At 27.1% G+C, this 7,601-nt stretch carries 13 protein-coding genes; 1 reads left to right on the top strand and 12 read right to left on the bottom strand.

Annotated features, from left to right (window positions below; genetic code table 11):
* The 11 genes from J7M87_RS20420 to J7M87_RS05760 all read right to left on the bottom strand — a co-directional run.
* Window positions 1–169: flavodoxin family protein (locus tag J7M87_RS20420; protein WP_365844687.1), on the bottom strand; the 169-nt coding region annotated here is incomplete at its 3' end.
* 235 nt (window positions 170–404) lie between these two features.
* Window positions 405–767, bottom strand: coding sequence for a hypothetical protein (locus tag J7M87_RS05805; RefSeq protein ID WP_291649569.1), 363 nt, complete (start codon window positions 765–767; stop codon window positions 405–407).
* Window positions 768–925: 158 nt separating this feature from the next.
* Complete coding sequence (locus tag J7M87_RS05800) at window positions 926–2,086, bottom strand: ParB/RepB/Spo0J family partition protein (RefSeq protein WP_291649568.1); 1,161 nt, start codon at window positions 2,084–2,086, stop codon at window positions 926–928.
* Window positions 2,087–2,143: 57 nt separating this feature from the next.
* Entirely contained in the window at window positions 2,144–2,899 is a 756-nt protein-coding gene (locus J7M87_RS05795; protein WP_291649566.1) for an AAA family ATPase, read from the bottom strand.
* A 42-nt stretch (window positions 2,900–2,941) separates the two neighbouring features.
* Entirely contained in the window at window positions 2,942–3,127 is a 186-nt protein-coding gene (locus J7M87_RS05790; protein WP_291649564.1) for a hypothetical protein, read from the bottom strand.
* An 80-nt stretch (window positions 3,128–3,207) separates the two neighbouring features.
* A complete protein-coding gene (locus J7M87_RS05785; RefSeq protein ID WP_291649563.1) occupies window positions 3,208–3,540 on the bottom strand; it encodes a hypothetical protein in 333 nt (110 codons plus the stop codon).
* A 146-nt stretch (window positions 3,541–3,686) separates the two neighbouring features.
* Entirely contained in the window at window positions 3,687–4,196 is a 510-nt protein-coding gene (locus J7M87_RS05780) for a Holliday junction resolvase RecU (RefSeq protein ID WP_291649561.1), read from the bottom strand.
* A 20-nt stretch (window positions 4,197–4,216) separates the two neighbouring features.
* Window positions 4,217–4,516: a hypothetical protein gene (locus J7M87_RS05775; RefSeq protein ID WP_291649560.1), complete on the bottom strand. Its 300-nt coding sequence runs from the start codon at window positions 4,514–4,516 to the stop codon at window positions 4,217–4,219.
* Window positions 4,500–5,333 (bottom strand): hypothetical protein, encoded by an 834-nt coding sequence (locus J7M87_RS05770; protein WP_291649559.1) that lies wholly within the window; start codon window positions 5,331–5,333, stop codon window positions 4,500–4,502. The genes J7M87_RS05775 and J7M87_RS05770 overlap by 17 nt, the downstream gene beginning before the upstream one ends.
* 385 nt (window positions 5,334–5,718) lie before the next feature.
* Window positions 5,719–5,880 (bottom strand): hypothetical protein, encoded by a 162-nt coding sequence (locus J7M87_RS05765; RefSeq protein WP_291649558.1) that lies wholly within the window; start codon window positions 5,878–5,880, stop codon window positions 5,719–5,721.
* Window positions 5,881–5,884: 4 nt separating this feature from the next.
* Window positions 5,885–6,040, bottom strand: a complete 156-nt coding sequence (locus J7M87_RS05760) for a hypothetical protein (protein ID WP_291649556.1) — start codon at window positions 6,038–6,040, stop codon at window positions 5,885–5,887.
* 83 nt (window positions 6,041–6,123) lie between these two features.
* On the opposite strand from J7M87_RS05760, the gene J7M87_RS05755 reads away from it, so the two are divergent.
* Complete coding sequence (locus J7M87_RS05755) at window positions 6,124–6,837, top strand: hypothetical protein (protein ID WP_291649554.1); 714 nt, start codon at window positions 6,124–6,126, stop codon at window positions 6,835–6,837.
* Between the two features lie 241 nt (window positions 6,838–7,078).
* Here the strand turns inward: J7M87_RS05755 and J7M87_RS05750 are convergent, their stop codons facing one another.
* Window positions 7,079–7,501 (bottom strand): hypothetical protein, encoded by a 423-nt coding sequence (locus J7M87_RS05750; RefSeq protein WP_271846158.1) that lies wholly within the window; start codon window positions 7,499–7,501, stop codon window positions 7,079–7,081.
* Window positions 7,502–7,601 lie beyond the last annotated feature (100 nt).

Genomic DNA, 7,601 nt, shown 5'->3' with positions numbered 1-7,601 from the left:
TCGAACACATTCCTTTATCTGTCCAAGAACCTACAATATACAAATCTGCTTCAACGTTTTGTGGTTCTCCAAAATAAACAAGGTTTAATCCATTAATTTCTTTTTTTAGTTCTTCAGCTATCTTCTTGGTATTTCCAGTTATACTGTCATATACAATTGCTATTTTCATAATACTCCTCCTAAAATTATAATATTAACTACTTTAGCAAACATACAACCTATATAATATAATTATACATCAATATAATTAAACTTTACATATTTATTAATATAGCTTTAAAATATTTCTATCATATTCACTGAAATAACTTTTTTTATACCATACTATTCAATTTTCAAAGACCAAACTTTCTTAATTAGTTCATAATAATATCAAATTACTCATAATATATTTGAATTGCGGATTAATAATTTGTTGAAGCTATTTCATAAGGCTTATTAGAATATCCATCTCTTTTTAATATTTCTCTAAAACTAGTTAATCTATCTACTTTCCCATGCTCCATTATGCTATTTCTTAAATCTCCAATTCCTCCATAACATTTTTCATCGTAATCTCCTAAAGCTTTCATGTACTCTTCATCTTCGGTTACAATCCATGCTCCATCATTATCTAAGTCACATTCTTCGAACTCTAACTCTTCACCATATCCATACTCTTCTGCCGCCCATTTTTTTGTTTCTTCAATATTTAATGGACTTGCATACCATTCACTATCTCCATCAAAATAAACTTTCATTCCATTTTCTATATTATTAGCTTCCATCCTATTTACCTCTCTTTCTTAATACATAATATAATCAATTTGCACTTTACTTTAAATTGGGGGATTTACTCCCCCTAGACTAACAAAGACCATTGATAAAATTTGCACCTTCTCAGTACTGTTTGTAATCCCTTTTTACAAAGTCTTTGATTTTAACTTTAATGTGCTATCAAAATTATTTTGTTATATAGCTCTATACAATCTTCATGATCTACGCTTTTAATTTCTATACCTTCTTTATTTACAAGTAATTCAATTTCATTTTCATATATTGAATTTGATATAAAATTAATTTGTAAATCACCACTTTTATATTTAGTTGTTACTTCTTCATATTTCCTTGCTATTGCTGATATATTTTGCCTTAAGTTATCATCTTCATTTGCTCCATCTAAGTCTATAAAGATTTTATTTTTATAATTAATTTTGCTATTATTTATCTTTTCCTCTAATACTTCCCCTGTTTCTGTATCTACTTTTACTGTACTTAAGATATTTCCGTTTCCATCTTGTATTATTAATTCCTCTTCTTGATTTACTTTTAAATCATCTTTACTTATGTTCAAAGCTTCTTCAACTGTGACTTGTCCTTCTAAAACCTCTATTACTTCTTTTTCATCTTCTGATTTTTGCTTTATATCTTTTATTGTTATATTCCTTTTATCTTCATGTTCCTTATATACTTCTCTTTGCTTTTCTTCTGGCAATTTAGAAAGTTCATAAGCTACCGATATTTTTACATTATCTTCTTTCATTTCTTCTTTAAAATCATCTATAAGGTTATTTGATACACTTTCCATTCTTGCAACTTGAGTAGCCGAAACATTAAGAATATCTGCTACTATATTCCTAACTCTTCCCGGTATCTTTTCTCTTTCCTTATATTCCGTTAATAATTCTTTCAGCCTTTTAGCTTGGTGTATCTTTTCCCAATCTGTAAGTTCTCTAGCTGTAGAATTTGTTATTATTAATCTCAATTCATTTTTAAGTTTATCTTCCTCTTCTACCTTGCAAGGAACATATTCAAAATTCTTATTACCTTCTTGATATAGCCTTAACATTGAATAATATCTTCTATGTCCAGATATTATCTTATACATTCCGTCTTCTATCTTTTTAACAACTAAATTTTGTTGTAATCCTAAAAGCTCTATTGTATTCTTCAACTCTTCTATTTTGTCTATTGAATAGAAATTATTCTCAGAAGGAACTAATTTATTTATGTTAATTTGAGTTAATTTAAATCTCGCTTTACTTTCTTCTTTATCTTGTGTTGGTTTCGAATTGTTATTTAATAAGTCCATCATATTAAATGCCATGTGTTCTCCCCCTTTTAATATAGCTTTATATATTTTGTATCCGAATCGGATACATTTTTATTTACTTAAATATTCCTCTACTAAAGCTTTATAGTCTTTAGCAGCTCCACATCTTTTGCTATATTCTAAAATTGGAACATTAGCAAATGTGCTTTCATCTGCCTTTACAGTTCTTCTAATATGTGTATTAAACATCTTATATTCTTTATTATTTCTTAATAACTCTTCACCTTGTATATTTACATCATTTTTATTAAATAGAGTTACAAAGCACCCTTTAAGCTCTAATTTAGGATTTATTACTTTTGCATTTTCTATCTGCTCTATTAGTTCCTTCATTCCATCAAATGCAAACTTATCTATCTTTATTGGTATAAGTACATCATCACTTGCTACAAGTGCATTTATTGCACTTACATTTATGTCTGGTGGATTATCTATAATGCAATAGTCATAACATTTCTCTACTTCATCTAAATGTTTTTTCAATCTAAACTGTTGTGGTATAGATACATCTAACATCACTTTAAAGTTAGCTTCTATTAAGTCCATATTAGCTGGTATTAAATCTAAGTTTTCATAATCAGTTTTTAATATTACTTCATCTATGGAGCATCTATTTGTAATAAGATCTGCTACACTATATTCACTTTTATTATGTTTATCAAATAACTTTGTTGTATTCCCTTGCTTGTCTAAATCTATTAATAAAACCCTCTTCTTGTGTATTGTTGCCAATATGTGAGCCATATTTATAGCCGATATAGTCTTTGCTACTCCACCTTTTAAATTTATTATTGATATTTTCTTCATACTCCATCACCCTTACTATTTAAATTTTAAATAAGCTTTTATTTATCCAATTCCTAAATATTTTCCACACTCTGCAAAGTCACCATTAAATCTAAAATACGTATATCTATTGCTTTCTTTTATTGGTCTTGCTCCTATGAACTTTAATTGTTCTATTAAAAATTTATTCTGTTTATTAGAAACTTTAATTTCTGTTATTTTTTCCTCTATCCTCTTCACTTCTAACATTCTTATCACTCCTTTCTTTAAATTACACAGTAAAAATACCGCATATTCCTTTTGAATAATACGGTATTTAACCTAAACTATTATTTTTCTTCATATACTACTGCCACTTCACCTAGTCCAATAATTGCCATTGTTGCATTATCTCCTAAATTATTAAGAGAAATTTTTTGTTTATATGGAAGTTTAAAATATGATAGAAATTCTTTATTCTTATCAGCTAATAATACATAAGTTGGAGTATCAGTTAACAACTCAAAAGAAGCTTCATATTCATTTAATTCTCCCAGTTCATATACCCCTTGTCTGTACACATCAGATTTATATGGTTGATATGCACTCGTATTAATAGGAATCTTAAAAATAGTAGTAATAACTATTAATATTAATGCAAATAAAACCTTTTTTAATTTCATAACTCCTCCTATATATCTCAAAAGTTTTTCCACTATATCTTAACCTATAATTTAATAATTTATACTCAATTATAAAACACCATATTATTTAATTTTGAAAGAACAAATTTTCTTAATTAATTGGTAATAATATCAAATTTCTACTTTTATAAAATCCTTAGATAATCTAAATTAGAATTTTCACCATAAAATACTTCTTTCATATTTAATATTGGAATATAGTTATATCCTCTTCTTCCTTTGTTCTCTTTCCATCTATCCCAATATTCAATTACTATTGTTCCTGGAATAAAAAATACTTTGTTTAACTTTTTCATGGAACATAATATAAAACTTGTTTCTCCTATTTCTAAGGCACTTCTTATATATTCAATTTGGTGGTCTTGAATGTGCTTTAAAGGTAACCCTCTTTCATCTTCACTTTCCTTACAATCAAAACTTACACTTAGACCACTTTTTACTGTTCCTCTAAAATCTAATGTACTTTTGCCTTGTGGAAATGCACTTATAATCTTGTTTCCTCTTCTAACTACATTCCAAGGAGTACTTATCTTCTGTATTAATGCTTGTCCTGTATTCTTGTAATACGTATTAGCTCTTATAACCTCTTCTTCAAACTGTCTACCCTTGTTAGCCATATCAAAGTTGTATGCCATACTATCACCTCTATTCATTTTTAATATCTACTAAACTTCTTATCTGCTCTTGCAGCTACATATATTGCTCTACTCTGAACATGTATATATTCCATTAACTTCATCTTGCTTCTTAGATATTCTTTCAAATCAGATTTAGTATATTTCCCTAAAGCACTTTTATCTAATGTACTTACTCTTAATCTAATCTCATTAATTCTGTCATACATTCCTATAGCCAATTGACTTAACTTAAATGCTCCCTCTATATTTTCAGATGTCATTTTCCTATATTGCTCTACTATCTCATTGCAAAGTTTTAAATCAGATTCTAAGTTCATTTTTATTTGTCTTTCCTCCATATTTATCAATAATATTTTTATTTTTTACATAACGTCTAAGTTCAATATTCATATATACACCACCATATTTTTTATCTTTCTTTATATCAAACTTAGTTAATATATATCCTGGATACCACTTCTCTATTTCTTCTTTAGTTGGCTGATTAGTTACCATTTTTATCATTTGTCGTCTTGAGAATTTATTATCATTTATTGTTGGTACTGGTGGCTCTACTAAATTTCCTCTTGATGGCTTATATCTTTTTTTACCTTTAGGATTTTTAAGCATATATTTGCATAAATCTTTAAACCCTTCTTCATTTTCTTTTATTCTATCAACATTAGATGTTCCTTTAGTCCACGCTTCTTCTAATATATCCCTATGAAGTTTCCCATCTATAAGAATATGCCAGTGAACCTTACCGCTTTTACCATATTCTATAACTGCCATATATCTAGCTCGTGGTATTCCCCTTTTCTTTCTCCATCTATTAACCTTTATCATTAAATTTCTAAAAACTCTTTCCGCTTCTTCTAATGTTTCAGGTCTATTATCATCATCAAATGTTACGTGCCATACATAATCGCTTTTATCAAAATTACAATGTGCTTTTGCAATAAAGTATTCCTTTGTATTTTTCTCATTCCAATCCTTCTGTTCTTTTCTTGATTGATTCTTCTTTTGCTTTCTACTCTTATACTTCTCTTTAATATCGAATAAAGGATAAGTAGATATCTTTTTTATTTCTAAAGATTCTTCCACTACTACGTCTATTAATTTTTTTAATGTCTGTGTCTTTGTTCTATAAAACATATATCTCTCTTATCCTTTCTTTTAATCCATTTCCTTTTTATTATTTTTTATATAAATTTATAGCGTGTAACTAAATATAGTACCTATTACAAGCCCCCTAAGACCCTTTCGGTATCTAAAAAAAATAAAAAAATAATAAGGTATTTGACATACCCTAACTTATGTTATAGACTAAAATTAGAAACTTTTAATCTATAACCTTCTACAAAACACATTACTTATTTTCGTGCTTAAGTAATGTGTTTTTTATTTCACTTATACTTACATATAAATAAACTTGTCCTTTTATCTAAGTACTTACAATCTTTGCAGCACTTATCGCACACTAAAATTCCTTTTTTACAATGTATCCATGAACTACTTGTACACTTACAATTATCACAAATCATTTTATTCTTTCTACATTAGGTATAATTGTTTGTGACGATGTATGTAATAAAGTAAATTCATGTGGTGGTGCTGCTATTATCATATATTCTCTAGGATCATATCCTAACTTACTTAATTCTTTTCTTTGTACATATGTTGGCTTCTTAGGATTCTTCACTTTCTTATGCTCCCTTCTTATACTCTTTATATATATTTATTTGTATTTTATTAATTTCTTTATCCAATCTTTGACTTAACATTTTAGTTACTATGTCTTCTGTTCCCCATAGCTCTATTGATTCATTAAGCATTTCTTTAAGTTTCATAATCTTACTCACTTTTCCTATTCCTTTCTTATTTTGATTTAATCCCCCTATATATGGTAAAATCGTATTAGATTTTAATGAAAGGAGGTGTTTATTTGTCTAATAATTCTAATATGGTAACACCAAATTTTAATGTGTATTCTGAAAGAATTAACTCTATTATCAAATCATCTATACCTGTAATTGATACAAGTGCATACATGAATCCTTTAATTGAATCTATTCAAGCAAGTTTGAACATATTAACTGAATCAATTAATTCATCAATTCAGCCATTAATTGAACATATGAATGAAATCAATAATGAAATGATTGCTTCAATAAATTCAGCTGTAGCTAATATTGCCTTGAATAGTCTCAACAACTTAAAAATAATGTCAAATTATAGTTCTGATACTATAGAATCTATTGATAAATCAGTGTTCAGTAACACTATTGATGATGTTTATACATCTATAGATAACTTTGAATATTATACTGATTCGACTGATGATTTAGATGAATGTAAAAGTTCTTTGTTAGATTTAAAACAAAATATTCAAGAATCTTCGTTAACTAAAGAAAGCTTTTACAATTTTTTAAGCCTTCTTATAAGTCTTTTTGCATTAATTCAGCCATATTTTGATAATTCATCTGAAACAATAATAGATAACCAAAAAGCTCTAATAGAACTTCAAAAAGAACAACTAGAAGTTACCAAAGACATTCATGATACTTTTAAGAATACTCAAAATATCTCTAGTAATACTGAGATCATTATTGAGAATATTAATAATTCCTTGAATACTCTTATTAAATCTATAGAATAATAAATCAAATCCTATTATTGTAAATAACGAACATACCATTACACTGACTTGAGTAAATTTGATATTATTATTTATCTTCAATAACTGCTCTTGAACTGGTACTTCAAGAGCAGTTTTTTCTAATTCTTTAATTGCATACTCTAAAGCTTGTATATGTTTTTCAAAGGATTTATCATAATCTCCAACTAAATAACTTTTCCTATCTTCTATTATTTCCTTAAGCTCTTTTATTGCTTCAGTATTATCCATGTATGCTCACTCCCAACTCTCTACTAAGTTTTTTAATTCTTTTCTTCATACTTAAGATTGATTTTTCTCGCTTAGTAAAAAAATTATTAGAATTTATAGCTGCTGTATTATCTTTAATTACTAGCTCTACTACTTTAACCTCTTTGCTAGGTCTCTTACTTATAAACTCAATATTTTCATTTGATATTAGTTCATCATTTACAAATACATTTCTGCACCAATTTTTATTGCTATCTAAAAATTCTTTAATTCTTACTATAGGTTGCTTACCTTCTATTTGATTAAGTATAAGATCATAAGCTTGTACTCTTTCCTTGAGCTCCTTTTTCCTCTTATCCTCTGTTGTCACTTCTGCTATTAATTCAAGAGTTCTTCTTTCTTCTCCTAAAATACTTATAGCTTTTCTTATATTCACTTACATTCCTCCTATAAATTTTTAATAAAAACTAGAATAAACTTTTCATAAACTTTGATATTGTACTTTTTATAACTTTCATACTTCTTTGTTATTCTTA

It is taken from the genome of Clostridium sp. (assembly GCF_017888565.1).
Taxonomy (GTDB): domain Bacteria; phylum Bacillota; class Clostridia; order Clostridiales; family Clostridiaceae; genus Clostridium.
This window is presented reverse-complemented; position numbering and strand designations above follow the sequence as displayed.